Source organism: Solwaraspora sp. WMMA2056, from assembly GCF_030345095.1.
Classification (GTDB): domain Bacteria; phylum Actinomycetota; class Actinomycetes; order Mycobacteriales; family Micromonosporaceae; genus Micromonospora_E.
Window position 1 is genome coordinate 790650 of record NZ_CP128360.1, and the last position, 26317, is coordinate 816966.

Here is a 26317-nt window from a genome sequence, read left to right on the forward strand (position 1 = left end):
CGGTGATCGGGCCACAAATCAGCCACGAACCGATAACGGGGACAGTTTTCGCCGGTCCGGTCCCGGGCCGGTCCCCGACCTGATCCGGGGCGACGCCACGGGCGGGACACCGTCACGGGCGGGCGGTGGGCCGCGTACCGCTGATCGGTGCCGGACCGGCGCGGACATCACCGCATCGTATGACCTCGATTTGATTCTTGTAGATGACTCCGGCAGGACCTACCGTCAATCGTCAAACGCCCGACGACCCCCATCGGACGTCAGCTGTAACACCCCGCCGACCGGACACCCGTCCGGCGGCGGCGGCTCACCCGGCCCGCAACCCCCGCGGCCGGTCGCCCCTGGGAAGGAGCACACCCCCATGCGTATCCGCCTGGCCGTGGCAGCAGTCGCCACCACCCTGATCAGTCTGGTCGCCGCACCCCCCACCGCCGCCTCCGCCGCGCCGGAGGAGATCATTGGTGGCAGCACCGTGTCGTCGGCCCCCTGGGCCGCAGCGGTGTTCAGCAACGGTTCGTTCACCTGTTCCGGCACGATCATCGCGCCCAACTGGGTGCTCACCGCCGAGCACTGCGTCGGCGGGTCGATGTCGGTACGGGTCGGCAGCGTCTACCGCTCCTCCGGCGGGGTCACCCGTACGGTCAGCGCCACCTACGGCCGCTACGACCTGGCCCTGCTCCGCCTCTCCAGCTCGGTCAGCACCACCTACGTGACGCTGTCCAGCAGCTACCCGCCGGTCGGCTCGACGAACACCATCTACGGCTGGGGCATGACCTGCTACAGCGGCTGCTCCGCCTCGACCCAGCTGAAGATGGCCTCGGTCCAGGTGACCAGCACCAACGTTACCGACGCGTACGGCGGTCGGGCGATCCGCAGCACGCGGATCAACGGCAACGCGTGGCGGGGCGACTCGGGCGGCCCGCAGTTCTACAACGGCCAGCAGGTCGGTGTCGCCTCCACCGCCAACGGCGTCAACATCCAGAACTACGGCAGCGTGGCGTACAACCGGGCCTGGATCCAGTCGGTCGCCGGCGTCTGACGCGCGTACTTTTCCGCAGTCCGGGCAGTAACCGGCGCGGACTCCGGGTTGGGACCCGGAGTCCGCGCCGCGCCGTTTCGCGTCATCCGCGAGCCGGAGCAAAGCCCAGGTGGGCCGAGACCGGGGCCCATAGCATCGTCGTCGTGCTGGTCGTGACGACGAATGACCTTCCCGGCTACGAGATCAGGTGTGTCCTGGGTGAGGTGGTCACCTCGGTGGTCCGCTCCATCAACCCGTTCAAAGAAGGTGTCAAGGCGCTGCGCGGCGGCAAGTCCGACCCCGAGGGCCCGGCGAACCTCACCAAGTGGCGTACCGAGATGATCGGCAAACTGGGCGAGGCGGCCAGGAAGAAGGGTGCCAACGCGGTCATCGGGATGCGGTTCGACACCCGGCAGATCGGCAGCACCCACATGGAGCTGTGCGCCTACGGCACTGCCGCGGTGGTGCTGCAGTTGCGCCCCGACGCCGGGGACGACTCGAAACAGGCCAAGATCGTGGCCAGCCATGGCGACAGCAGCGCCGGCAACGAGACCGGCGGCTCGGCCGGCAACAAGTAGCGCCCCCCGGTCAGAGGATCGGGGCGGGCTGGTAGTCGGCGGCGTGCGGGTGCGCGGCGACCACCTCGGCCACCCGGTCGGCCACCGCCTGCACCTGAGCCGCCGCCGCGCCGACGAAACCCGCCCGGTCGGCGACCACGGCGGCGATCTCGTCCCGGCTCAGGCCGAGCCGCTCGTCGGCGGCCAGCCGGTCGAACAGGTCGTTGTCGGCCGCGCCCTTCTCCCGCATGGCCAACGCCACCCCGACCGCGTGCTCCTTGATCACCTCGTGGGCGACCTCCCGGCCGACGCCGGCCCGGACCGCCGCGACCAGGATCCGGGTGGTCGCCAGGAACGGCAGGTAGCGGTCGAGTTCGCGGGCGACGACCGCCGGGTAGGCGCCGAACTCGTCGAGCACGGTGAGGAACGTCTGGAACAGCCCGTCGGCGGCGAAGAAGGCATCGGGCAGGGCCACCCGGCGCACCACCGAGCAGGAGACGTCGCCTTCGTTCCACTGGTCGCCAGCCAGCTCACCGACCATCGACAGGTAGCCCCGGATGACGACGGCGAGCCCGTTGACCCGTTCGCTGGACCGGGTGTTCATCTTGTGCGGCATGGCGCTGGAACCGACCTGCCCGGGCCGGAAGCCCTCGGTGACCAGCTCCTGGCCGACCATCAGCCGGATCGTGGTCGCCAGCGACGACGGCGCGGCGGCGACCTGGGCAAGCGAGGAGAGCACGTCGAGGTCCAGGGAGCGCGGGTAGACCTGCCCGACACTGGCCAGCACCCGCCGGAAACCGAGATGCTCGGCGACCCGGCGCTCCAGTTCGGCCACCTTGGCGGCGTCGCCGTCGAACAGGTCCAGCTGGTCGGCGGCGGTGCCGACCGGGCCCTTGATGCCGCGCAGCGGGTAACGGTCGATCAGGTCGGTCAACCGCTCGTACGCGATCAGCAGCTCCTCAGCCGCCGAGGCGAACCGCTTGCCCAAGGTGGTGGCCTGGGCGGCCACGTTGTGCGAACGCCCGGCGACGACCAGGTCGGTGTGCTCGACGGCGAGCCGGGCCAGCCGGGCCAGGGTGGCGACCACCCGGTCGCGGATCAGCTCCAGCGAGGCCCGGATCTGCAGCTGTTCGACGTTCTCGGTGAGGTCCCGGGAGGTCATCCCCTTGTGGATGTGCTCGTGGCCGGCGAGCGCGCTGAACTCCTCGATCCGGGCCTTGACGTCGTGCCGGGTGACCCGCTCACGCTCGGCGATCGCGGCCAGGTCGACCTGGTCGAGGACCCGCTCGTACGCCTCGACGACGCCATCGGGCACGGCGATGCCGAGATCACGCTGGGCCCGCAGGACGGCGAGCCAGAGTCGCCGCTCCAGCCGGATCTTCTCCTCCGGTGACCAGAGGACGGCCAGGTCAGCGGAGGCGTACCGGGTGGCGAGCACGTTGGGGATCTGCGGGCGCGAGGTCACGTACCGCAGTCTCCCACGGCCGCCAGGCTGGTCCGGACAGGCGGGTGGGTGGGTGAGTTTCGCCAGCAATTCCGTAACTGTCCGTATTTATCCTCGTTCTGCTTGACGGGCCGAACCCTTCCGCCCCGCTTCGAGACGAGGAACCGTGTTTACCCCGAGATATCGCAGGAAAGCCCTGCTGACCATCGCTGCCACCAGCGGCCTGCTGTCCACTGTAGTAATTGCTGGACCGGTCGACGCCGTGCCCGGCGACGCCCACGCCGCCGACGTCCTCGGCGCACCGGAGCCGGCCGGCGCTCCCCGGATCGACTCGGTGAACCCGGGCGAGGGCTCTGCCGTCGGCGGTACGACGGCGACGGTCAGCGGCGCGAACTTCGTCCCCGGGCAGACCCGGGTGACGATCTGTGGGCGGACGATCGGCCCGGAGTCGGTGACGGTCGGCGGCGCGTTCAACGTACTGGCGCTCCCGACTCCGGCCTGCGACGCCGGAACGACGACGATCACCGTCAGCACCCCGGCCGGCGCCTCCACGGCAATGGTGTTCCGGTACGTGGGCGAAGGCCCACTGGGCGACGGTCCACCGGACGACGGGCCGGCGGGCGCAGACCCACCGCCAGCGGGTGACGGTGCCGGCGACGAGCTGCCGGTGACCGGCCGGGCGCCCGGCCCGCTGGTGGCGGCCGGCCTGCTGGCCGTCCTGGTCGGTGCCGCGTTGCGGCTGGCGGCGGGGTGGCGCGGCCAGCGGCAGTGACCGTACGGGCCGGGTCGGCCTCGATGAAGCTACTGGCGCGTAACCCTAGACTAGGCTAGGTCCGACGTCCCGTACTGGAGGGCACACGATGTCTGATTTCGACCCGGCCACCTTCGCGTCCATCGATGCCAAGGAGTTCGCCAAGCTGGTGAAGACCACCCCGGACTCCAAGATCGCCGAGGTGATGCAGAGCGACCTGCGCGGCAAGGTCCTCGACGAGGTGTTCAACCGGATGCCCACGCTGTTCCGCCCGGAGAAGGCCGGCTCCACCAACGCCGTCATCCACTGGAACATCACCGGCCGACCGGATGGTGGCACCGACACGTACGAGATCGTCATCGCCGACGGCACCTGCGTGCTGTCGCCGACCCCGGCGCACGAGCCCCGGCTGAGCCTGACCCTCGGCGCGGTCGACCTTCTGAAGATCATCTCCGGCAGCGCCAACCCGATGATGATGTTCATGACGGGCAAGTTGAAGGCAAAGGGTGACCTCGGGCTGGCCGCTCAGATCGCCAACCTTTTCGACATCCCCAAGGGCTGACCAGGTCGAATTCCCCAGAGCCGACCCACCCGGCTCAGCTGCGGACCGATCCGCAACCGGCTCCGGTACGTGTTCCCTGTCAGGCGGGGCTTCGCCCACCGGCGCGGCCGCCCACCCGCCGGACCGGTCTCGCCGCAGCTGGGGGTGCCAGTGGACCTGCCGTTCGTTCTCACCACGCTGACCCGGCGGGGCCTGCTCACGCCCGGGTCGCCGGGCCGGACCATCGCACAGCTCGCCGCGCTTCGCCGGTGGGGGTTCACCCTCGCCGGCGAGGCGCGTCAGGCCGCCGCCCGCGACCCGGACCGGGTCGCGCTGATCGACGACGCCGACCGGCAGTTGACCTACCGGGAACTGCTGGCCCGTGCCGAACGGCTCGCCACCGCGTTACGGGCCACCCTCGGCGTGACCGCAGGCGACCGGATCGGACTGCTCTGCCGCAACCACCCCGACCTGGTGGTCGCGATGGTCGCCGCCGGGCTGCTCGGCGCGGACACCGTACTGCTGCACACCGGGCTGGCCGGGCCGCAGCTCGCCGCGGTCGCCGACGAACAGCGGCTGCGGGTGCTGCTGCACGACCGTGAGTTCGGTGAGCAGGCCCTCGCGGTCGGCCCCGACGTGGCCAGGGTCGACGAGTCGCGCCTCGCCGCACTCCTGAGCACCGCACCCGACGACGCCCGCATCGGGCCGCCCGACCGCGACGGGCGCACCATCGTGCTCACCTCCGGCACCACCGGCACCCCGAAGGGTGCCCGGCGACGTACGCCGGCCAGCTTCGGGCCGCTCGCCGCCATCATCGACCGGATTCCGCTGCGGGCCCGCGACCGGATCATGATCGCCGCCCCGGTCTTCCACACCTGGGGGTACGCCGCTCTGCAGATCGCCGTCGCGTTGCGGGCGACCATCGTGCTGCACCGGCGCTTCGACCCGGCCGCCACGCTTGCCGCCGTCGACCGGCACGGCTGCACGGCACTGTTCGCCGTACCGGTGATGTTGCAGCGGCTGCTGCACGACGTACCGGCTCCGGACCGGCCGACCGGGCTGCAGGTGGTCGCGGTCAGCGGTTCCGCGCTCAGCGGCGGAATCGCCACCCGGTTCATGGACCGCTACGGCGACGTCCTCTACAACCTGTACGGGTCCACCGAGGTCTCGTGGGCCGCCATCGCCAACCCGGCCGACCTGCGGCGGGCGCCCAACACGGCCGGCCGGCCGCCACGCGGCACCCGGCTGGCCGTGCTCGGTGCGTCGGGCGAACCCGTGCCCGCCGGCCAGGTCGGGCAGATCTACGTCGGCAACGAGCTGATGTTCGAGGGGTACACCGGCGAGGGCACCGCCGCCGACCACCGGCACGGCCTGCTCGGCACCGGTGACCTCGGCCACGTCGACACCGACGGGCTGCTCTTCGTCGGTGGTCGGGCCGACGACATGATCGTCTCCGGCGGGGAGAACGTCTTCCCGTCCGACGTCGCGGACCTGCTGGCCCAGCTGCCGCAGGTCCGGGAGGCGGCGGTGACCGGGCTGCCCGACCCGCAGTACGGCCACCTGCTCGCCGCCTACCTGGTGCTGCACCCGGGTGAGACCCTCGACCCGGAGGCCGTCCAGGAGTACGTCCGGCGCTACCGGGCCCGGTACGCCGTCCCCCGGTACGTGATGTTCCTGCCTGCGCTGCCGCGCAACGCCAGCGGCAAGGTGGTGACCCGCGATCTGCCCCGCCCCCGCACCCCCGACTGACCGGCGCTGCCGGCGGACCGGTACTGCCGCAGAGCGGTATTCCTGTGAGGAATAATTATTCCACACAGGAATATCGGTGGGACCGACATGTCCTCTGCGGGACCCATCACTGACGGTGGCATCGCCGCCCGGTCGAGAAAGCCGACCCGGCCGCTGGGCCCGCCGGGCCTCAGGGCTGGCGCAGGTGCTGGGCCACCCGCTGGTGGTCGCGGAACCGGGCCCGGGCCGCCCGCTGCGCCGGATCCTGCTCCGGGGCGGCGTCGATATGTGCCGACCGGGCGACCTCGGCCCGGTTGGCGTACTCGACCGGCGGCAGGCCGCGCAGTGCGCGTACCACACCGGGGCTGGCACCGACCCGCCGCGCCTCGGCCAGGATCCGGTCCTTGTCGGCAGGAAAGTCCAGCTCGTTGAGGCTGTCCAGCACGTCCTGGTAGCTCGTCGGCATGGCGCAGACGTACCCGTCGCGCCCACCGGTACGCCGCTAAGGCAGGGTGATCCGCCCCTCGGCGGCGGCCAGCCCGATGTCGCGGCGGAAGTGCCCGCCGGCCAGGCCGATCCCGCCCAGCAGGCGGTACGCCGCCGCCCGCGCCTCGGCCAGGTCTGCCCCGGTGGCGGTGGCGGCGAGCACCCGGCCGCCAGCGGAGACCAGCTCGCCGGTGTCGGTGCGGGCCGTACCGGCGTGGCTCACGCCCGGCTGCTCCGCGCCGGTGAGCACGTCGCCGCTGCGGGCGCTCGCCGGGTAGCCGGCCGAGGCGAGGACCACCGTCACCGCCGCCCCGTCCCGCCAGCGCAGCGGCGGGTGGTCGGCGAGCGTACCGGTGGCTGCTGCGGACAACAGCCCGGCGAGCGGGGACTCCAGCAGGGCCAGCACCACCTGGGTCTCCGGGTCGCCGAACCGGGCGTTGAACTCGATCACCCGGGGTCCGGCGGCGGTGACCGCCAGCCCGACGTACAGCAGCCCGGCGAACGGGGTGCCGCGCCGGCGCATCTCGGCCAGGGTCGGCTGCACCACCTCGGCCATCACCTGGTCGACCAGGCCGGGTGGCGCCCACGGCAGGGGCGCGTACGCCCCCATGCCGCCGGTGTTCGGCCCGGTGTCGCCGTCGCCGACCCGTTTGAAGTCCTGGGCCGGCAGCAGCGGGACCGCAGCCGTGCCGTCGGTCACCACGAACAGTGACACCTCGGGACCGGCCAGGTACTCCTCGACGACCACCTGCCCGCAGGCGGCGGCGTGGGCGAGCGCGGCGGCCCGGTCGTCGGTCACCACGACACCCTTGCCGGCGGCCAGTCCGTCGTTCTTCACCACGTACGGGGTGCCGAACTCGTCGAGGGCGGCGGCCACCTCGTCCGCCGTACGGCAGGTGGCGGCCCGGGCGGTCGGCACGCCGGCGGCCGCCATCACGTCCTTGGCGAAGGTCTTCGAACCTTCGAGTACGGCGGCGGCCGCCGACGGCCCGAAGCAGGCGATGCCCTTGGCGCGTACCGCGTCGGCGACGCCGGCGACCAGCGGTGCCTCCGGGCCGACGACCACCAGGTCGGCGGCGACCTCGACGGCCAGGGCGGCGACCGCCTGCGGGTCGGTGGCGGCGACCGACCGCAGCTCGGCGACGGCGGCGATGCCGGGGTTGCCGGGGGCGGCGATCAGCTGGTCGACGGCGGGGTCGGCGGCGAGGCTCGCCGCGAGGGCGTGCTCACGTCCGCCACTGCCGATGAGAAGTACGCGCACGAAGGGAGATCCTAGACGCCGGCCTGCGCCATCCGTGAGCCGCGCCGCAGGTAGGCGAACCAGGTGACGGCCAGCATCACCAGGAACAGGACCACGTAGAACCGCAGTGCCGGTTCGATGTCGCCGTAGGTCGACCGGGCCCACGCGTAGCAGATCGGCACCAGGAAGCCGCCGAAGGCGCCGACCGAGGAGATGATGCCGAGCGCGCCGGCAGCTTCGCGGCGCATCCGCAGCATGGTCTCCGGGGAGCCGCCCCGGTCCTCACCCTTCACCCGGAAGATCTTTGAGATCATCCGGTACGTGGACCCGTTGCCGACTCCGGTGGCGACGAACAGCACCATGAAGCTGACGAAGAAGACGCCCAGGTTCTGCCGCTGTACGGCCCAGAGCGCGGCGTAGGCACCGGCCGCGAGGACGATGAAGCTACCCGCGGTCACCCGGGCACCGCCGATCCGGTCGGAGAGCCGGCCGCCGAGCGGGCGGCTGATCGAGCCGATCCCGGCCCCGAGGAAGGCCCAGCCGAGCGCGATGTCCGGTCGGTTGAACACCGCGTTCAGCAGGGTGGGGAACGCCGCCGAGTAGCCGATGAACGAGCCGAACGTGCCAATGTAGAGCAGCGACATGATCCAGGTGTCGCTGTGCCGCAGCGACGACCACACCGGCTCCACGTCCGCTTTCGCCTCGGCCAGGTTGTCCATGTAGAGGTAGGCGCAGACAGCCGCGATGACCGCCAGCGGGATGTAGATCAGGCCGGCCCAGGACAGGGCCAGCCCACCGCCGAGGACGAGCACCTTGGGCACCACGAACTGCACCACCGCGACGCCGATGTTGCCGCCGGCCGCGTTCAGCCCGAGCGCCCAGCCCTTTTCCCGTTCGGGATAGAAGAACGAGATGTTCGCCATGCTGGAGGCGAAGTTTCCGCCGCCGAATCCAGCTGTCGCGGCGATCAGCAACAGGGTGCCGTACCCGGTCTGTGGGTTCTCGACCGCCCAGGCGAGACCGGCACACGGAATCAGCAGCAGCAGCGCGGAGACGACGGTCCAGTTGCGGCCGCCGAAGATCGGCACCGCGAAGGTGTACGGCAGGCGCAGGAACGCCCCGACGCCGCTGGGCACGGCGGTCAGCCAGAGCGACTGGCTGACGCTGAGGTCCCATCCCGCGCTGCCCAGGCGTACCACGACGATGCTCCAGAGCAGCCACACCGAGAAGCCGATGTGTTCGGCGAAGATGGAGAAGATGAGGTTGCGTCGGGCCACCGGCCGTCCGACGGTCTGCCAGAAGTCGGGGTCCTCCGGCTCCCAGTGAGCGATCCAGCGTTTCCGATTCTCGCGAGAGTGGTCCGCGACCTTTTCGGTATCGAGTGACCTGTTGACCATTGGATGGCTCCTTGCGATCGGTGACGGAGGGTGACGATCGACTACCTCCGGGCGGATTTCCGGAAGCGACCAGGGAGCGGGGTTTTCCGGGTGGATTGAGTGCTCACCCTACGAAGCGAGTGTTTACTACGATGGGAAACAGTGATGTCGGTACGTGGTCATCATCCGCACCGGCCGACCATCGGCATTGTGAGGTCTATCCGTCGGTGTCGGCCCGAGCCGACACCCACACGGTGCCGTCCGCATCCTGGCGCACCGGATAGACCCGTAGCGACCGCTGCCCGCTGCGGGAGCAGCCGGTGGCCAACTCGAAGACGTGCTGATGCAGTGGGCAGATCACCACCTCGGCGTCGACGAGGCGGTCGGCGATCGGGCCGCCGGCGTGCGGGCAGACCGCCGAGACCGCCCGCAGCGCTCCCGTGCTCAGTCGGAACACCGCCACCATCTCGCCGTCGACCGGATAGGCCCGCCCTTCGCCCGGCGGAATCTCCGCCACCGGACCGATCCGGTGCTCGACCAGCCGCCCGTCGACCATGCCGCTGTCGACCAGCCGCCCGTCGTTCACGGCGGTCACGGCCGGTCCCCGGCGCGCACCGGCACCGCCGGTAGCGGCAGCAACGGCAACGCGGTCCGGAACTGGCCCGGGGTCGCCGGCGCGTCCCGCTCCCGCCACGGATCCCGGTACGCGGCCACCGACGCCGCCATCCGTTCGTCCAGCCCGGCCCCGAGCCCGTCGCTGTCCTCGACGATCAACTCCCGCAGCCGTTCGATGCCGACCCGGGGCACGAACGCGTAGGTGCGTTCCAGCCAGTTGGCGTTCTCCCGGTAGTACTGCAGGAACCGGCCGGTCAACGCCATCACCTCGTCCGGGGTGTCCACCGTGGCCAGAAGGTCGCCCTTACGGACGTGGGCACCGGCCGCACCGCCGACGTAGATCTCCCACCGGCCGCCCTCGATCGCGACCACACCCAGATCCTTGACGTACGCCTCGGCGCAGTTGCGCGGGCAGCCGGTGACCGCCAGCTTCAGTTTGCCCGGTGCCTCCAGCCCCTGGAAGCGTTCCTCGATCGCGATGCCGAGCGCCGTCGAGTCACCGAGCCCGAACCGGCAGAACTCGCTGCCGACGCAGGTCTTCACGGTCCGGAAGCTCTTGCCGTACGCGTACCCCGACGGCATGTCCAGGTCGGCCCAGACCTTCGGCAGATCCTCCTTGCGGATGCCGAGCAGGTCGATACGCTGCCCGCCGGTCAACTTCACCAACGGCACCTGGTGCTTCTCGGCCACGTCGGCGATCCGGCGCAGCTGGGCCGGGGTGGTGCAGCCGCCCTTCATCTGCGGCACGACCGAGAAGGTGCCGTCCCGTTGGATGTTGGCGTGCACCCGGTCGTTGATGAACCGGGCACCGCGCTCGTCGACGTACTCGTCGCCCCACATCATCCGCAGCAGCGACACCAGGCCCATCTTGCTCTTGGCGTCCTCGCGGCCGTCGGCGAGCGCGTCGAACACCGCCGACACGCTGCGCAGCCCGCGGGCGCGGATCTCGGCCATCAGGGTCGGTTTGTCCATCGGCACCCCGGGCACGTACCAGTTGGCGGCCGGATCCTCCGCGACGTCGCCGCCGGCGGCCCACTCGACGATCTGCGCGACCAGGCTCTTGCAGGAGCCGCACCCCTTGCCGGCGCGGGTGGCGTCCATCACCCCGGTCAGCGTCCGTACCCCGCCGGTGACGGTGGCGACCAGCGCGCCCTTGCTGACGCCGTTGCAGTTGCAGACCTGGGCGTCGTCGGCGAGTTCGGCGGCGGAGACCTCGGCCGACGGCCCGCCGAGGTCGAACAGCAGCCGGACCCGTTCCTCCGGCAGCGGCAGACCCCGGTCGAACGCCTGCATCAGGAAGCCGACCTTGCTGACGTCACCGACCAGGGTGGCGCCGATCAGCCGGTCGTCGCGGACCACCACGCTCTTGTAGACGCCGCGCCGGGGCTCGGCGAAGACCACGAACTCGTCGTCGTCGCGTTCCGGGGCGGTGACGCCCATCGCGGCCACGTCGACCCCGGCGACCTTCAACTTGGTCGCGGTCCGCGAACCGTGGTACGCCGCCGACGGGTCGGTGCCGGTCAGGTGGCCGGCTAGCACCTTCGCCTGTTCCCACAGCGGGGCGACCAGGCCGTACGTCTGGCCCCGGTGCTGCACGCACTCGCCGACCGCGTAGATGTCCGGTTCGTCGAGCACCCGCAGCTGGTCGTCGACGACGATGCCCCGCTCCACCGGCAGCCCGCTGGCCTGGGCGAGCGCGGTGTTCGGTCGGATCCCGGCGGCGATCACCACCATGTCGGCGGCGAAGGTGCGACCGTCGGCGAGCCGGACCCCGTCGACGGCGTCCCTACCGAGGATCCGTTCGGTACGGGCCTGCGTGACGACCTCGATGCCGAGCCGTTCGACGCTGCGTCGCAGGATGTCCCCGCCGGTGGCGTCGAGCTGGGCGTTCATCAGGTGGCCGGCGGCGTGCAGCAGGGTCACCGACACGCCGTACTGCTGCAGCCCACGGGCGGCTTCCAGGCCGAGCAGGCCGCCGCCGATCACCACCGCCCGCTGGTGATCGCGGGCGTAGCGGATCATCGCCCGGGTGTCGTCGAGCGTGCGGAAGGTGAAAACGCCCTGGTGGAAGCCGCGCCGGGGATGGTGGGCGCCGTCGATCGGCGGCACGTACGGCACGCTGCCGGTGGCGACGACCAACTTGTCGTACGGGGTGACGCTGCCGTCGACGGCGTGCACCACCTTGGCGAACCCGTCGATCCGGGTGACTTCCAGCCCGGCCCGCAGGGTGATGCCGTTCTCCTGGTACCAGGGCAGGCTGTTGAGGAAGATGCCGTCCTCGGCTTCCACTCCGGACAGCACGTTGGACAGCAGGATCCGGTTGTAGTTGCCGTACGGTTCGGCGCCGAACATGGTGATCGCGTACCGGTCCGGGCCGACCCGGTCGATGATCTCCTCGACGGTACGGGCACCGGCCATGCCGTTGCCGACCACCACCAGCCTCGGTCGTCGCTGCTGAGTCATCTCACACCTCGACCAGGCCGAGGTCGAGCACGACGGTGCCGGTGGCCCCGGCCGGGGCGGCCACCTGCAGTTCCAGCACGGTGCCACTGTCGAGGTCCTCGACGACCCGCAGCGGTACGTGCACCGCGTCGCGGGCGCCGATCGGGAAGTAGCGCATCGGGGCACCGTCGCGCAGCAGCAGGACGTAGATCAGCTCGCCGGAGCTGTTGCCGCCCCGGAAGTAGACGGTCTGCCCGACCAGCCCGTCCGGGACGGTGTAGCGCAGGGCGTCGTCCAGCGGCAGCGGAGTCTCCAACCCTTTGCCGTCGAACGTGAACACTCCTTGCAGGAAGCGTGGGGTCGACTGCATCGTGGGTCCCTTTCGTCAGGTGGCGGGATCGTCCGGGGCGGCGCTGCTCCGGCCGGCTCCGTCCGGGCCGGCGAGGCGGCGTAGCGCAGCCGCGCAGACCTTGAAGGCGGGCATCCGGGAGTGGCGGTCCAGGGTCGGGTCGGTCAACGCGTTGGCGCTGGCCAGGCCGCCCCAGTGGAACGGCACGAAGACGGTGTCCGGGCGGATGTGCTCGGTCAGGTAGGCCCGGAACACCGCCCGGCCCCGCCGGGTGGTCAACTCGACCAGGTCGGCGGTGCCGATGCCGAGCCGGCGGGCCAGGTCGGGGTGGATCTCGGCCTTCGGATCGCTGGCGGTGCTGGCCAGCGACGGCGAGCGACGGGTCTGGTTGCCGCTCTGGTACTGGCCCATGAGCCGGCCGGTGGTGAGCAGGTACGGGTAGCGGTGGTCGGGCAGTTCGGCCGGGTCGCGGTGTTCCACCCGGATGAACCGGGCCCGCCCGTCACCGGTGGCGAACCGCTCGGTGAACAGTCGCGGCGTACCGGGGTGGTCGTCGGTCGGGCACGGCCAGAACACGCCGTCCTCGGCCTCGATCCGCTGGTAGCTGATGCCGGCGTAGTCGGCGATTCCGCCGGCGCTGGCCCGGCGCAGCTCGTCGTAGACGGTCTGCGGGTCGGCGGAGAAGTGGCTGCCCCGGCCGAGCCGGTCGGCGAGCGCGGCCAGCACGCTCAGGTCGTCGCGGACCCCGTCGGGTGGCGGCAGCACCCGGCGGCGGCGCAGCACCCGACCCTCCAGGTTGGTCATGGTGCCTTCTTCCTCGGCCCATTGGGCGGTCGGCAGCACCACGTCGGCGACGGCGGCGGTCTCGGAGCGGAACATGTCCGAGACGGCGAGGAAGTCCAGCGCGGCCAGCCGGGCGGCGACCCGGTCCCGGTCGGGCGCGGAGACCAGGATGTTGGAGGCGAAGACCAGCATCGTGCGCACCCCGCCGGGGGTGCCGATCCGGTCGATCATCTCGGTGGCGGAGACCCCGGGGCCGGGCAGTTCGGCCGGGTCGACGCCCCAGACGGCGGCGACGTGGGCGCGGGCGGCCGGGTCGTCGAGACGCCGGTAGCCGGGCAGCTGGTCGGCTTTCTGGCCGTGTTCGCGACCACCCTGGCCGTTGCCCTGACCGGTGACGGTGCCGAAGCCGCTGCCGGGGCGGCCGGGCAGCCCGAGAGCGAGGGCCAGATTGATGTACGCCTGGGTGGTGTCCGTACCGCTGCTGTGTTGCTCGGCACCGCGGGCGGTGAGGATCATCGCGGTCGGCGCGGTCGCGAGGGCGTGCACCGTACGCTGCAGCAGCTCCTCGGAGACGCCGGTGATCCGTTCCACCCGGTCCGGCCAGTAGCCGGCGACGGCGGTGCGGACGTCGGCGAAGCCGGTGGTGCGGTCGCGGATGTACGACTCGTCGACGTAGCCGGCCCGGATGGCGATGTGCAGCAGCCCGTTGGCCAGGGCCAGGTCGGTGCCGGGGGCTACCGGTAGGTGGATGCCGGCGCCCCGGGCGGTCGCCGTACGCCGGGGGTCGGCCACGATGTGGGTGGCGCCGGCGGCCCGGCCGGCGTCGAAGTACTGCATGGCGGGTGGCATCGTGTCGGCGGGGTTGCCGCCGACGACGAGTACGGCGCGGGCGTCGGCGATGTCGGCGAGCGGGAACGGCAGACCCCGGTCGATACCGAAGGCCCGGTTGCCGGCAGTGGCCGACGACGACATGCAGAACCGGCCGTTGTAGTCGATGTGCGGGGTACGCAGTCCGACCCGGGCGAACTTGCCGAGCTGGTACGCCTTCTCGTTGGTCAGCCCGCCGCCGCCGAACAGGCCGACGCTGGCCGGTCCGTACCGGTGCTGGCTGGTCTGTATGGCGGCGGTGATCCGGTCGAGGGCCTCGTCCCAGCTGGCCGGGCGCAGCGGGCTGCGCCGGTCGGCCGGGTCGGTCCGTACCAGTGGGGTGAGCAGTCGGTCCGGGTGGTCGAGCAGTTCGGGAGCGCTCCAGCCCTTGGCGCACAGCCCGCCCCGGTTGGTGGGGAAGTCGGCTGGCTCGATGACGGGTGGCCGGGGCGGCGCCGGCCACATCCGTACCCCGCACTGCAGGGAGCAGTACGGGCAGTGGGTCGGCACACCCCCGCCGAGGTCGAAGCTGCCGGGGTCGACCATTGCCCGATCCTCATCAATCGACGTTGCGCTATCGTGTTGCCCGCGTCACGTCGGTGTTGCCAGGAGTTATTGGTTTTACCGGCATGAATTTGAGCGTCAGCGTGTCGGCGAGCCGCTGACCGGCGTCCCGCCGAGCAGGGCGACGGCCTCCCGCAGCGCCGCGTCGATCGGCTGGTGGTGCAGGCCGAAGGTGGCGGTGGCGGCGGTGGAGTCCATCACGAACGGTCGCGCGAACTGGTACGCGGTGGTCTGAAGTTCGCCGAGCAGCGGGGAGAAGCGCCCGGCGGCCCGCACGAGCGGCGCGGGCAGGGCAGTGAGTTTCGGCGCAGGTGCCCCGGCGGCGGTGGCGAACCGGGTGGCGAGTTGCCGGATGGTCAGCGGCGGTGCGCTGGGGGTGTGCCAGGCGCGGTTCCAGGCCCGCTGGTCGGTCGCGGCGGTGATCAGCATGGCCGCCATGTCGTTGGTCGAGGTCCAGGTGTGCGGCACGTCGAGCGGAGCGGGTACGTACGCCCGACGCCCGGCGAGCAGCGGGGCGCCGAGCACGTTGGTGAAGATCGACTGCGCCTGCAGGTAGTCGCTGCCGCGTACCTCGGTGACCGCACGGATCCGGCCGGTCTGCTGGGCGGCGAGGGCGTCGCGCCAGATGTCGGCCCGCATCTTCAGCTTGGGGTGGCGGGCGGCGAGTGGGGTCTGCTCGGTCATCGGGCCGGTGACCTCGCCGTAGCCGTACAGGCAGCCGGCGATGACCAGCGGGGCGCCGCTGCGTTCGGCGGCGGTGAGCAGGGCGGCGGCCATCGGGGGCCAGTCGGTGAGCCAGCGGTGGTAGGCCGGGTTGAGGCAGTTGTAGATGGCGGTGGCACCGGCGGCGAGGGTGGCGAGCCGGTCGGCGTCGGCGGCGTCGGCGGCGATCCGCTCCACCAGGGGGTGGGCCGGGCCGCGACCGGAGCGGCTGACGATGCGGACCTGTTCGCCCTGGTCGGCCAGGTGGCGGGCGGCGGTCGTGCCGACCAGGCCGGCGCCGAGGATCAGGTGTACGGGCATTGACGTCTCCCCTCAGAACGAGAGCAGCGCTCTCTGTCGAGATTAATGCTCGCGCACGAGAGCTCACGCCGTCAAGAGCACTGCTCTCGATTGTGTGCGACACTCTCTGACATGCCGGCTGCCAGCATCCGGGCCCGCGCCCGGGCCGAGATGATCAACGAGATCAAGGCGATCGCCCGCCGCCAGCTCGCCACCGACGGCGCGAACCTGTCGCTGCGGGCCGTCGCCCGCGACATGGGGATGGTCTCCTCAGCGATCTACCGCTACTTCCCAAGCCGCGACGACCTGCTCACCGCGCTCATCGTGGACGGCTACCGCGCCCTCGCCGACGCCGCCGAGGCCGGTGACACCGAGGTCACCGACCGGGCCGACCTGCGCGGCCGGTGGCTGGCCGTCTGCCACGCGATCCGCCGCTGGGCGCTGGCCCACCCCGCCGAGTACGCCCTGCTGTTCGGCAGCCCGGTGCCCGGTTACGCCGCACCGCAGGAGACCACCGCCGCCGCCGTACGGATTCCGACCGTCCTGATCCGGATCCTCGTCGACGGGGTGACCGCCGGTCAGCTGGCCGACCCCGGCGGCGACAGCCTGCCCGGCCCGGTCCACGCCGACCTCGCCGCCGTGCGCGACGCGCTCTTCCCGGACCTGCCCGAAGCGCTGCTCGCCAACGCCGCCCTCGGCTGGACCCAGTGCTTCGGCACCGTCAGCTTCGAACTCTTCGGCCAGCTCGACGGCACCATCCACGCCCGCGAGGAGTTCTTCGACCACCAGATGCGGCAACTGGCGACCCTGATCGGCCTGCCCTAGTCGCCGGCCACGATGGACGCGGCGGTCACCGTACCGTCCGACGCCGTCTCCCCTTCCACCGTGACTGCCGTACCGACGGTCAACCCGGTCAGATCGCCCGGCACCCGGACCGCCGTACCGTCGTCGGTCCGGACGATCACCACCGCGCCGGTCCCGGTCTCGACGTACACCGTCGCACCGTCCACCAGCTTCACGGTGCCGGTGGCCGCCGCGGTCGCCGTGGCAGGCTGACCCGCAGCCGCTGTCGGCGTCGCCTGCGCCCCGGCCGCGTCAGCCCGACCGGACTGCCCGGCGGCGTCCGCCCGGCCGGGCAGTCCGCCGGCACCGAACTGGCGCTGGCCGGCGCCGGTGACCGTACCGCCGGTGTCGCGCGGCACCGCCACCCCGGCGGCGAACCCGGCGGCGAGCAGCGCCGCCGCCGCCAGCCACGGAGTGACCCGGTTCGTCCAGCGCCGTGGCGCGGCAGCGGCCAGCCACTCGTCGTCCCGCACGTCATCGCCTACCTTCGTCATGATCGGTCGCCTACTCGTACCGCAGGGCGTCGATGGGGCGCAGGTTCGCCGCCCGCCGCGCCGGGACACTGCCGAAGAACAATCCGATCGCCACCGACACCCCCAGCGCGAGCAGCACCGACGCCGGCACGATCACCGGCTCGACCCCGACGATCGTGAACCGGCTGCCCAGCACCGCCACCGCGACCCCGATCGCGCCACCGATCACACTGAGCAGGATCGCCTCGACCAGGAACTGCGTCATGATCGTGCCCGGTGGGGCACCGAGGGCCTTACGGATGCCGATCTCCCGGGTCCGCTCGGTCACCGTCACCAGCATGATGTTGGTGATACCGATCCCGCCGACCAGCAGACTGATCGCCGCGACCGCGCCGAGCAGTACGGTGAACGTCTCCGCCGTCGACGCCTGGGTCTCCAGCAACTGCGCGGCGTTCTGGATCCGGTACGCCTGGCCGGTGCCAGCGCCCGCACCGCCGGTCGTGCCGCCGGTCGCACCGAGCCGGCGGTCCAGAATCGCGCCCACCTGTGCCTGCGCGGCCTCGACCCGGTCCGGAGCAGCCGCCTCCACCAGCACCGAGTTGACCGTGCCGTAGCCGGTCAACGCCTGGCGTACCGCCGTCAACGGGGCCACCACCAGGTCGTTGGCGTCCTGCAGCCCGCCGACGGAGGTCCGCTCCGCGAGCACTCCGACCACGGTGAACAGGACCCCGTCGACGGTGACCTGACTGCCCACCGGATCCACCCCGGCGAACAGTTCGTCGACCACGGTCTGCCCGACCAGGGCCACCCGCCGGCCCTGCGCCACGTCGGCGTCGGTGAAGGCGGTGCCGGAACCGACCGTCATGTTGGACGCGCCGAGGTAGCTCGGGTAGGTGCCGACGAACTGGCCGACCGAGTGGTCGGCGGTCGCGTAGGTGAGGGTCGCCGACGTGCTCACCACCGGGGAGACCGAACGGACGTCCGGGGCGAACACCGGGTCGAGCAGGGCCTCGGCCACCTCGACGGTCAACCCGCCACCGCCACCGCCGGACGCCGACACGGTGATCGTGTTGGTGCCCAGCGCCTCGATCCGCTCGTTGATCGACTGCGCCGAGCCGTTGCCGACCGCGACCAGCAGGATCACCGCGGCCACACCGATCAGGATGCCGAGCGTGGTCAACGCCGAGCGCAACTTGTTCGCACCGATCCCGCCGAGCGCGGAGCGGACGATCTCTACCGGACCCACCCGCCGACCTCCTCCTGCTCCTGCGCCTGCCGGTCGTCGGAGACGATCCGGCCGTCGAGCACCCGCAGCAGCCGCCGGGTCCGGGCCGCGACCTCCGGTTCGTGCGTGATCAGCAGAATCGTCCGACCGTCCGCGTTGAGCTCGTCGAAGATGGCCAGAACCTCCTCGGTCGACGTGCTGTCCAGGTTCCCGGTCGGTTCGTCGGCCAGCACCAGGGCCGGCTCGGTGACCAACGCCCGGGCCACCGCGACCCGCTGCTGCTGGCCGCCGGAGAGTTGATTCGGCAGGTGCCCGGCCCGGTCGCCGAGGCCGACCCGGTCGAGTGCGGCCATCGCCCGACGCCGCCGGTGCGCGGGCCGCACCCCCGCGTACGCCAGCGGAAGCTCCACGTTGGCCACGGCGGTGGTACGCGGGATCAGGTTGAACGACTGGAAGACGAATCCGATCTGCCGGTTGCGGACCAGCGCCAGCTGCCGTTCGCTGAGCCGGCTGACGTCGACGCCGTCCAGCAGGTATTGGCCGGTGCTCGGCACGTCCAGGCAGCCGAGGATGTTCATCAGCGTCGACTTGCCGGAGCCGGACGACCCCATCACCGCGACGAAATCACCCCGGTCGACCCGCAGCGACACGCCGCGCAGCGCCGACACCGCGGCCGCACCGGTGCCGTACGTCTTCGTCACGTCCCGCACGTCCAGGACGGCCGGCTGGCTGCTCCGGGTCACCGTCCACCACCACCGGTGAAGCCGCCGCCCGGACCGCCACCGCCGGTGAAGCCACCGCCCCCGGTGCGACCACCACCGCCGGTGAAGCCACCGCCGGGGAACCCGCCGCCCGGAATGTCGCCGGTCCCGCCCTCCGACTCCGTCGGAATCGTGACCACCACCTGCTCACCGGCGGCCAGCCCGGAAACGACCTCGACCGTGTCGTCACCCTGCAGTCCGATCTCCACCGTCCGGACGACCTGCGCACCGTCGGCCGCGACCGTCACCACCTGCCGGGAACCGGTGCCGGTCAACGCGGCCGAACTGAGCGTCAGCACGTCCACGGCCTCACCCACCACCACCGTCACCTCCACGGTCTGGCCGGGCCGTACCCCGTCGGGCAGGCTGGCCAGGTCGAGAATGACCGGGTAGCTGACCACACCGTTGCTGGTGGTCGCGTTCGGGTCGATGACACCGACCGTGGCGTCGACCTCGGTGTCGACAAGGGCGTTCCACCGTACGGTCGCCGGCTGTCCGACCGCGAGCCGGGTCGCGTCGGTCTCTGACACCGAGGCGGTGACCTCCAGCTGGGTCAGGTCCGCCAGGTCGATGAAGCCGCTGGCGGAGGTCGTCGACCCGGTGCCACCTGCGCCGGTGCCGTCGGCTCCGGTCGCCGATCCGGTGCCGCCACCGGACGTCGATCCGCCACCGGACGTCGACCCGCTGCCGCCGGTCGACTCGCCGACGCTGCCGTTGACCGCGACCACCGTGCCGGCCATCGGGGCGACCAGCGTCGTCCCGTCGACCGCCGCGCCCGCCTCCTCGACCGCCAGCTCGGCCCGGGTCACCTCCGACTCTGTTTCGCTGGTGTCACCACCGGCGGTCTCGGCCCGGTCGACCGCCTCGCGCGCGGCGACGAGATCGGCCTCGGCGGCGGCGAGTTCCCTCCTGGCCACCGTGTCGTCGACCCGGGCCAGAACGTCTCCCTCGGCGACCTGCTGGCCGACGTCGACCAGGATCTCGGTCACCGGGCCGGCGGTGGCGAAGTCGGCGACCGCGGTCTTCGCGGCACGTACCGAGCCCGAGGCGGTGACCGTCGCGGTTACCGTGCCCTGGCCGACCGGGACGGTCACGGTGCCCGCGCTGCTGGCGGCGGCTTCGTCGGCCACGCCGAGTCGCAGATAGACCCAGCCGGCCGCACCCACCAGCATCGCCACCAGAACGGAATTGACGACCAGCGGTCGGGACAGACCGCTCAGACGACGCAGACGCATGGCCGACAGGGTCCGGGCAGGACCTCGATGCGAGGTCGGCTCCGGCTGAGGAAAAGCTGGGAACCCGCCGCCCGTCGTCACTCGCCACCTCCGGCGCCAGTGGTCAGGATCTCCTCGCCAACGGTCAGACCGTCGATCACCTCGACGTAGCGGTCACCGCGAACGCCGACGACCACCACCCGGCGTTGCTGGGCGCCGTCGGCGGCCCGGACGGTCACCACGTCCTCGCCGCCGTCGCCGCGCAGGGCGGTCACCGGTATCCGTACGGTGTCCGTCACCTCGTCCACGACGATCCGTACGCTGGCGCTCTGACCGACCAGCAGGTCAGCTGGCACCTCGTCGAAGTCGACGAGCACGCCGTAGCGGACCAGTTGCCCGTCGACGGTGCCGACCGGATCGACCTGCCCGACCCGGGCACCGAACTCGTCGTCCGGCCGGGTCGGCAGGGTGACCACCGCGGGCTGGCCGACCGCCAGCCGGGCGGCGTCGGCCTCCGGGAAACTCGCCGTCACCTGCATCTCGGCGACCGCCGCGAGCTCGATGAAGGTGCCGCCGGCCCGGACCGTGCTGCCGACGGCACCAGCGACGGCGAGCACCTTGCCGTCGATCGGGGCGCGGATCACCGTACCGGCGAGTTCGTCCTCGGCTGCGGCCAACCGCAGCTCGGCTGCGGTGACCTGCTGCTGGGCCCGCAACACCTGGTCTCCACTGCCTGAACCGCCACTGCCTGAACCGCCACTGCCGGATCCGGCAGCGTCCGAACCGGTGCCGCTCTGCGCGTCGGACGAGCCGCACGTGGTCCCGGTGCCGTCCGTCGACGGTGTCGGCCTACCGGGCGTGCCGGCAGACGCCGTGGGCGACATCGACGGTACGGGTGTGGGCGACACCGTCGGTGCGGGGTTGGCGGTGGCAGTGGGCTCCGGGGCGGTCGGCGTCACCGCCGGTGCCGACGGGGCTGCCGGCGTCGGATCGGCCGGTGAGCTGGCGTCGGTGGTCGGCTCCGGAGTCGTCCCGGCCACCAGTGCGACGCCGGCCGGCAGCACGGCACTGGTCCGTACGAGGCTCACCGCCGAACCGGTGCGGGTCGTGGCGCAGTCGTCCACGCCTGCGGCGTCCGCAGCCGATTCCCGGGCCGCCGCCAACGCGTCCTGCGCGTCGGCCACCTCCGACTGCGCCTGCTCGACCTCGGCGACGGCGTCGCCGTCGTCGATCGACGCCAGGACGTCGCCGGCCGCCACGTCCTGACCGAGCCGTACGTCGAGTTGGTTCACCGTGCCCGCCACCGCGAAACTCAGTTGGCGGTCCTGCGCCGGCTGCACGCTGGCAGCGGTCGCAATCTCGACCGTGACAGGTCCCCGATCGACCCGAACAGTGGTCACCGGGTCGGTCTCGTCGGCGCGGCTCGCACCGGACAACCCGTACGCGAGCGCTCCGGCCATGGTCAGCGTCGCGCCGACAGCTGCCACCGCCAGCCGCCGTCGGCCACGCCACCGCCACGCCGGCCTCTGCCAACGGCTGAATGTCATGAGCGCGCAGTGTTACGGCGCCAGCTCGGTGACGGCTCGGTCCCGCCTCGACGTTCGCTGTGAAACCTGCCCGCCCCAGGGGACGACGCTCAGCCCGGTCACAGCAATCCCTGACGCGCTCCGGAGGTACGCCGGTTCTGCTTGCCGGTGCACTGTCGACGACCGTCGCGGGCTGAACGGATGGGGAGGGTACGGCTGTGCTCGTTGCGCTCAGGCAGTCCGCGTGGGGTGCCGCTGGCGGTATCTGCCTGCTGCTACTGCTCACCGCGTGTGCCGACTCCGATCCGCAGACCAGCGACCAGGAGGCGACGGCCGGCGGCGGGATGAGCGGGTACGTCGAATGCCTGCGGAACAACGGGGTCGACATCGGCGATCTGCCGACCGGCGCTCCGGACGCACAACGGTCCGGTCGGCCGGAAGGCTTCCCGTCGGATCGACCGTCAGGTTTCCCGTCGGGCCGACCGACCAGCGTCCCGTCGGACCGGGCGGGCAGCCGACCCGGTGGTGGCTTCGCCGACATGCTGCGCCCCGACGGGGTGGACGACGAGACCTGGGCCGCAGCTCAGGAGGCGTGCCAGTCCGAGCTGCCGGCCGGCGGACCCGGCGGTCGGGGCGGACCCGGCGGCAACACCGGAAACGACGCGGAAGGTAGCGCCACCGTCGCCTATCGCAACTGTCTGGCCGAGCACGACGTCCAGTGGGCCGACGACCTGGACTCCTCGGATCCGACCGTCGCCGCGGCGCTGGACGCCTGCGAACCTCTGCAGCCGGCCGAGTGACCGCTGCACGTCCGCTGGGACGAGACCATTCACCCGCCGGCAGGTGACGCTGCGAAGGTCTCGCGGATCGCCGGGTCGAGCGACCGGCCGGTCAGCGGCTCGATGAACAGCTCGGCGAGGAGCAGATCGGCCAGGTGGGCGGGGTCGAGCCCGGACTCCTTGCGGGTCAGCGCCTGCAGAGCGCCACCGAGCCACAGGCCGCCGCGCAGCGCGCCGGCAGGCAGCCGACGTACCGGCCGAGGCCGGCCCACCGCCCCGGCGATCCGCCCGACCATCTCGGCCCAGGTGAGGTTGGCGTCCGCGACCGGAACGTCCGCACCGTCCGCGCCCTCGAGCGCGTCGACCGCCGCGACGGCGACGCTGCCGGCCGAGGCCGCGGCGGTCCCGCCGACCGGGGCCAGCAGCGGTGCTGCGGACCGCGCCCACCGGTCCAGCGGGCCGGCCCAGTTCGGCAGCCGGTCGCCGGCCCGGCCGAAGACGAAGGGCAGTTCCAGCACCGTGACCGGCAGGTCGGGTCCGGCCGCCGTCCGCGCCTGCCGGGCCTGCTCCAGCCGGCACCGGATGTACGCGTGCCGGTCGCCGAGCCGCCACTGGGGACGGAGCCGGTCGTGGTAGGTGTAGTAGGAGCCGAGCAGGACGCCACGGGTCAGACCGGCGTGCCGCGCGGCGGTGAACATCCGCTCCACGGGATCGACGAGCTCGGCGCGGAGCACCGGGTGGATCGGTGCGGGGAGGACCCGCTGCTCGTCGACGCGGATGCCGTACACGATGCCGTCCTGGCCGGTGAGCAGCGGCCGCAGGTCGTCGACCAGGGCGGGCCCGACATCGAGCACGTGGTCGACCCCGGCACGGGCGGTCCGCGCCACCGTGGTCACCACGTGGCCGCGCTCGCGCAGCAGGTCGACAACGTGGGTGCCGATCAGGCCGGACCCACCCACGACAAGGATCCTCATGCCGGCTTCCCCCTGGTCAGTCGGTCAGGAACGCGTCGATCTGGGCCAGGAACTCCGGCCACGCCGGCTCGGTCGCGCTGAGCAGATGGTTACGGCTGTCCAGCAGGACCAGCTGGCTGTCCGGGATGAGCGTGGCCAGCTCGCTGGCCTGCGATATCGGCACCCGCAGGTCGTCGCGGCAGTGCAGGATCAAGGTCGGGCACTGCACCCGGTGGGCGATCGCCGACACGTCGATGCGGGCGAACTCCTCCAGGAAGCGGACCCCGTTGGCCGGCGACGTCGTCCGCCGTTGGAAGCCGATGAACTCCTCGAGCTCCTCCGGCGTACCGTCCGGCAGGAACTGGGCGGCGAACACCCCGAGGAAACTCGGATCCTGATGGGACCAGCCGACCCGGGCCAGGTTCAGATCCAGCGCGGCCTCGTCGCGTTCGGCCTGGTCGCGGGCCCGGACCAGGCGACCCCGGGCGTACGCCCCGGCGAGAATCAGCCGGCTGACCCGCTCCGGACGACGGACGGCGTACGCGACCGCCACCGCACCGCCCTGCGAGACGCCGAGCAGCGGGAACCGGTCGAGGCCCACCGCGTCGACCACGGTTTCCAGGTCGTCGACCCAGTCGTCGAACGAGAAACTCGGCACTTCCCAGTCGGACAGGCCGCAACCCCGCTCGTCGTAGCGGACCAGCTGGCGGTTGCGAGCCAGGCCGCTGAGCCAGTGCGACCAGACCGGGGTGGTCCACTCCAGATCAAGGTGGGACATCCAGTTGGCGGCCTTGAGCAGTGGCGGCCCGGAGCCGACGGTCGCGTACGCGATACGGGTGCCGTCGTCGGCCCGGCAGAACCGGACGACCTGGCTCTCCGGGACACCGATCGACGCAGCGGCCGCGCCGGCTCCCGCACGGGAGCCGGGCTCGGTGAGATGGCGGGTCGCGGGCTCGGCGCGGTGGCGGATGCCGCCCGCGCCGCCCGCCGTACCGCTGACGGGGAGCACCGTCACCGGCGCCACGAACTGGTACCCGCGTCGGTGCACCGTGCGGATCAGCTGCTGGTGGCGGCCGGTGTCGCCGATGGCCAGGCGGGCGGTCCGCAGCCCGGTGGTGAGCGCCGCCTCGCTGACGAACCGGTCGCCCCACACCTGGTCGAGCAGCTCGGTCTTGGGCACCACCCGGTCCCGGTGCTCGATCAGATACTGCAGCAGGTCGAGGGCACGGGGCTCGACATGGACCGGTTGGCCGGACCGGCGCAGCTCGTAGCGGGCCATGTCCAGTTCGTACTCACCGAAGCGGTAGGTGTCGCCGGCCATCGGGTGAGCGTACCGTCCGGGCCGCACCACGCCCCCACCAGATGATCTTGCAGTTCCGAGGTATGGAATCTCCGACAGTTCGACTGTAGGATTTCCGTCAGAAATACAGTGGCCCGCGACACATTTGACGCAATCATTCCCGGCCCACAATTTCCTCAGATAATCCTTCGACAACCGTCAGGTCGACGCCGGATCCGGTCTCCACAATCGGTGGCCATGACAATCCTGCAACGCCGACGGGTCAGCCGTCGCACCCGCACCGCAGCCGTCCTGTCCGTACTGATGCTCGCGCCGATGCTCGCCGTCAGCACACCCGCCGCCGCCTCCTCCACCGTGCCCACCGCGGAGATGGCCGACTGTCTGCTCTACGAGTCCGCCGAAGAGCTGGCCTGCTACCGCGACTTCCGGACCGCCATGAAGGTGGCGACCGCCGGGGCGGTCACCGACGCCCCGCGTGACGGCAGCCGACTCGACGCGGCGACCACCGAGCGGATCGCCGCCGCCGGCACCGCCGCCACCCGCGCCATGGCTTCGGGTACGTCCGCGGCCGCCCAGGTGGTCCTCGGGATCGCGTACCAGAACGCCAACTACACCGGCGGCTCACTGAGCATGGTCTCGCGATCCGGCACCTGCAGCGGCGGCAAGTACTACAACTTCAACAACCTCGCTGACGCCGGCGCCGCCTGGAGTAACGTGATCAGTTCATACAAGAACATCACCGACTGCGCCAGCAACTATTACGTCAACACCAACCAGTCCGGCACCCCCCACATGTGGTACTCGCACGACCAGCTCGCGCAGGTGCCCGCCGACAACCAGTACAGCTCGGTCAGGTTCTGGGACGGACCGTCCCGCGCGGAGCTTTTCGAGCACTGCGACAGCCGGGCCGTGTCCTGCCAGTTCGTTGCGGGGACACCGGTGACCGAGACCACCGCCGGCTTCCACGAGGTCGCCTCGCACTTCAACTGCACCCCGTACGACAACAGCCTGTCGGTCGAATGGTCCGACACCACCGGTGGGTCGATCAGCATGACCGCCGAGGTGCCCGCGACCACCTTCGGCTCCAGCGCGCTGAGCAACGTGTCGACGAGCATCAGCCAGAGCATCGGCCGGCAGTGGAACTGGGAGTCGACGGTCTCCCGGACCACGTCGCTCAACGCCGGCCCGTCGGGCTGGGCCGCGCTGGACCGCAGCCCCAAGCTGCAGACCGCCCAGGGCACGATCGAGATCAAGCTGAAGAACAAGGCCTGGGGCCGCAAGGAGTGGTACATCTGGGACTTCGAGGCGACCGTCGAGGTCCCCGACCACCTGGGCGTCACCCGGTCCCGGGGCGGCCCGATGACCGAGGCCCAGATCGCTGAGCTCTGCACCGACCCGGCCCGCCGGGCTGCCGCCGCGCCGACCCGCTCCGAGACCCGCCGCGAGCTCGCCGACGACCGGCCAGCCACCGCCAGCTGAT

24 protein-coding genes are annotated in these 26317 nt (G+C 71.7%); 8 read left to right on the forward strand and 16 right to left on the reverse strand.

What is annotated here, in order from left to right; all coding sequences use genetic code 11:
- The first annotated feature begins 361 nt into the window (after positions 1-361).
- Positions 362-1039, forward strand: coding sequence for a S1 family peptidase (locus tag O7608_RS03665; RefSeq protein ID WP_289208642.1), 678 nt, complete (start codon positions 362-364; stop codon positions 1037-1039).
- 143 nt (positions 1040-1182) lie between these two features.
- Positions 1183-1596 (forward strand): YbjQ family protein, encoded by a 414-nt coding sequence (locus O7608_RS03670; protein ID WP_289208643.1) that lies wholly within the window; start codon positions 1183-1185, stop codon positions 1594-1596.
- Positions 1597-1606: 10 nt separating this feature from the next.
- Here the strand turns inward: O7608_RS03670 and purB are convergent, their stop codons facing one another.
- Positions 1607-3040: an adenylosuccinate lyase gene (purB, locus tag O7608_RS03675; RefSeq protein ID WP_289208644.1), complete on the reverse strand. Its 1434-nt coding sequence runs from the start codon at positions 3038-3040 to the stop codon at positions 1607-1609.
- A gap of 145 nt (positions 3041-3185) precedes the next feature.
- Here purB and O7608_RS03680 point away from each other — a divergent pair, with 145 nt between their 5' ends.
- The 3 genes from O7608_RS03680 (at position 3186) to O7608_RS03690 (ending at position 6060) form a co-directional block, all read left to right on the forward strand.
- The gene (locus tag O7608_RS03680) at positions 3186-3791 is read left to right on the forward strand and encodes an IPT/TIG domain-containing protein (RefSeq protein ID WP_289208645.1); all 606 of its coding nucleotides are present in this window, start codon (positions 3186-3188) and stop codon (positions 3789-3791) included.
- Between the two features lie 88 nt (positions 3792-3879).
- Positions 3880-4332: an SCP2 sterol-binding domain-containing protein gene (locus O7608_RS03685; protein ID WP_289208646.1), complete on the forward strand. Its 453-nt coding sequence runs from the start codon at positions 3880-3882 to the stop codon at positions 4330-4332.
- A gap of 150 nt (positions 4333-4482) precedes the next feature.
- A complete protein-coding gene (locus O7608_RS03690; protein WP_289210767.1) occupies positions 4483-6060 on the forward strand; it encodes an AMP-binding protein in 1578 nt (525 codons plus the stop codon).
- 169 nt (positions 6061-6229) lie between these two features.
- On the opposite strand, the gene O7608_RS03695 is transcribed toward O7608_RS03690, so the two are convergent.
- The 8 genes from O7608_RS03695 to O7608_RS03730 form a co-directional block, all read right to left on the reverse strand.
- Positions 6230-6505, reverse strand: a complete 276-nt coding sequence (locus O7608_RS03695; RefSeq protein WP_289208647.1) for a DUF2795 domain-containing protein — start codon at positions 6503-6505, stop codon at positions 6230-6232.
- Positions 6506-6541: 36 nt separating this feature from the next.
- A complete protein-coding gene (purD, locus tag O7608_RS03700; protein ID WP_289208648.1) occupies positions 6542-7786 on the reverse strand; it encodes a phosphoribosylamine--glycine ligase in 1245 nt (414 codons plus the stop codon).
- 11 nt (positions 7787-7797) lie between these two features.
- Positions 7798-9162 carry a NarK family nitrate/nitrite MFS transporter gene (locus O7608_RS03705; RefSeq protein ID WP_289208649.1) on the reverse strand — a complete coding sequence of 455 codons (1365 nt, stop codon included), beginning with the start codon at positions 9160-9162 and terminating at the stop codon, positions 7798-7800.
- Between the two features lie 196 nt (positions 9163-9358).
- Complete coding sequence (locus O7608_RS03710; protein WP_289208650.1) at positions 9359-9736, reverse strand: Rieske (2Fe-2S) protein; 378 nt, start codon at positions 9734-9736, stop codon at positions 9359-9361.
- Positions 9733-12219, reverse strand: a complete 2487-nt coding sequence (gene nirB / locus O7608_RS03715; protein ID WP_289208651.1) for a nitrite reductase large subunit NirB — start codon at positions 12217-12219, stop codon at positions 9733-9735. The genes O7608_RS03710 and nirB overlap by 4 nt, the downstream gene beginning before the upstream one ends.
- 1 nt (position 12220) lies before the next feature.
- Positions 12221-12568: a molybdopterin oxidoreductase gene (locus O7608_RS03720; RefSeq protein ID WP_289208652.1), complete on the reverse strand. Its 348-nt coding sequence runs from the start codon at positions 12566-12568 to the stop codon at positions 12221-12223.
- Positions 12569-12583: 15 nt separating this feature from the next.
- Positions 12584-14743: a molybdopterin oxidoreductase family protein gene (locus O7608_RS03725; protein WP_289208653.1), complete on the reverse strand. Its 2160-nt coding sequence runs from the start codon at positions 14741-14743 to the stop codon at positions 12584-12586.
- 96 nt (positions 14744-14839) lie between these two features.
- A complete protein-coding gene (locus O7608_RS03730; protein ID WP_289208654.1) occupies positions 14840-15784 on the reverse strand; it encodes an NAD-dependent epimerase/dehydratase family protein in 945 nt (314 codons plus the stop codon).
- A gap of 111 nt (positions 15785-15895) precedes the next feature.
- On the opposite strand from O7608_RS03730, the gene O7608_RS03735 reads away from it, so the two are divergent.
- Positions 15896-16588 (forward strand): TetR/AcrR family transcriptional regulator, encoded by a 693-nt coding sequence (locus O7608_RS03735; RefSeq protein WP_289208655.1) that lies wholly within the window; start codon positions 15896-15898, stop codon positions 16586-16588.
- On the opposite strand, the gene O7608_RS03740 is transcribed toward O7608_RS03735, so the two are convergent.
- The 5 genes from O7608_RS03740 to O7608_RS03760 form a co-directional block, all read right to left on the reverse strand.
- A complete protein-coding gene (locus tag O7608_RS03740) occupies positions 16585-17100 on the reverse strand; it encodes a hypothetical protein (RefSeq protein ID WP_289208656.1) in 516 nt (171 codons plus the stop codon). The genes O7608_RS03735 and O7608_RS03740 overlap by 4 nt on opposite strands.
- Before the next feature lie 10 nt (positions 17101-17110).
- Positions 17111-18325 (reverse strand): ABC transporter permease, encoded by a 1215-nt coding sequence (locus tag O7608_RS03745; protein ID WP_289208657.1) that lies wholly within the window; start codon positions 18323-18325, stop codon positions 17111-17113.
- The gene (locus O7608_RS03750) at positions 18313-19047 is read right to left on the reverse strand and encodes an ABC transporter ATP-binding protein (protein ID WP_289208658.1); all 735 of its coding nucleotides are present in this window, start codon (positions 19045-19047) and stop codon (positions 18313-18315) included. The genes O7608_RS03745 and O7608_RS03750 overlap by 13 nt, the downstream gene beginning before the upstream one ends.
- A complete protein-coding gene (locus O7608_RS03755) occupies positions 19044-20300 on the reverse strand; it encodes an efflux RND transporter periplasmic adaptor subunit (protein WP_289208659.1) in 1257 nt (418 codons plus the stop codon). The genes O7608_RS03750 and O7608_RS03755 overlap by 4 nt, the downstream gene beginning before the upstream one ends.
- A gap of 77 nt (positions 20301-20377) precedes the next feature.
- Complete coding sequence (locus O7608_RS03760; protein WP_289208660.1) at positions 20378-21766, reverse strand: efflux RND transporter periplasmic adaptor subunit; 1389 nt, start codon at positions 21764-21766, stop codon at positions 20378-20380.
- A gap of 257 nt (positions 21767-22023) precedes the next feature.
- Between O7608_RS03760 and O7608_RS03765 the strand changes: the two genes are divergently transcribed.
- Positions 22024-22605, forward strand: a complete 582-nt coding sequence (locus O7608_RS03765; protein ID WP_289208661.1) for a hypothetical protein — start codon at positions 22024-22026, stop codon at positions 22603-22605.
- Positions 22606-22634: 29 nt separating this feature from the next.
- On the opposite strand, the gene O7608_RS03770 is transcribed toward O7608_RS03765, so the two are convergent.
- Both O7608_RS03770 and O7608_RS03775 read right to left on the reverse strand, forming a co-directional pair.
- Positions 22635-23558 carry an NAD-dependent epimerase/dehydratase family protein gene (locus tag O7608_RS03770; RefSeq protein WP_289208662.1) on the reverse strand — a complete coding sequence of 308 codons (924 nt, stop codon included), beginning with the start codon at positions 23556-23558 and terminating at the stop codon, positions 22635-22637.
- Between the two features lie 16 nt (positions 23559-23574).
- Positions 23575-24858 (reverse strand): alpha/beta hydrolase, encoded by a 1284-nt coding sequence (locus tag O7608_RS03775; RefSeq protein ID WP_289208663.1) that lies wholly within the window; start codon positions 24856-24858, stop codon positions 23575-23577.
- Positions 24859-25074: 216 nt separating this feature from the next.
- Between O7608_RS03775 and O7608_RS03780 the strand changes: the two genes are divergently transcribed.
- Positions 25075-26316 (forward strand): hypothetical protein, encoded by a 1242-nt coding sequence (locus tag O7608_RS03780; protein WP_289208664.1) that lies wholly within the window; start codon positions 25075-25077, stop codon positions 26314-26316.
- Position 26317: the final 1 nt, after the last annotated feature.